The organism is Methylobacterium sp. C33D (assembly GCF_053345825.1).
On the sequence record NZ_JBKFAV010000121.1, the window covers coordinates 1 to 685 of the forward strand.

Sequence of the window (685 nt, forward strand, 5' to 3'; positions counted from 1 at the left end):
CGCGGGCGCGGCCCTCGACCGAGTCCCGCCGCGAGCCGGTCAGGTCGCCCACCGCGCCCTGCACCTTGCCGCCGAACTCCTTGGCGGCCCCTGTGATCCGATCCGTATCGACCATGTCGTGCTCCTCCGTTGTCGCGTCGGCGATCGCCGCCGCGATCGCGCTCGTGGTGAGGGCGCCTCGCCGCGAGGCGCCGGGTGACGTCCGTCAGCGCGGGCCGGAGCCCGCGGACCCGGATCCGCCCGCCTTCGACGCGGGCGCGTCGCGCGTCCGGCGGGCAATGGCGTCCCGTCTTCGATCAGGGGCGCCCCGTCCTGCGCGGTAGAACCCTGGCCGACCGGAAGATGTGCGCCGCCCGCGCCCGATCAATGGTCCGTACGTACCAGTATCGTGGTATTCATCCGTCGGAGATGTTCAGCGGAAAACCGTTCTCGCGACCCCAGACGACGGCCTCGCTGCGCTTGTGAATACCGAGCTTCCGGTAGAGCGCGGCGCCGTGATTGCGCACCGTGTTGCGCGACAGGTTGAGCTTGCGCGCGATCGCGTCGTCGCTCAGCCCGGAGCAGATCAGGTTCAGGATCTGCCGCTCGCGCACCGTCAGGTTCGGCGCCGACGCGTCGCCCGCCTCCCGGCCCGGGCGGCGCAGGTTCGCCAGCTTCTCGATCAGCCCGCGGCTGAACCACGACG

General features: G+C 71.5%; 2 protein-coding genes. Both read right to left on the bottom strand.

The features are described 5' to 3' along the window. Nucleotides 1-115 (bottom strand): CsbD family protein (locus tag ACLBXO_RS31650; protein ID WP_447687907.1); only part of this gene is annotated, 115 nt, incomplete at its 3' end. A gap of 280 nt (nucleotides 116-395) precedes the next feature. Continuing rightward, nucleotides 396-685, bottom strand: a 290-nt coding sequence (locus tag ACLBXO_RS31655) for a response regulator transcription factor (RefSeq protein WP_447687906.1), incomplete at its 5' end; no start/stop codon positions are given.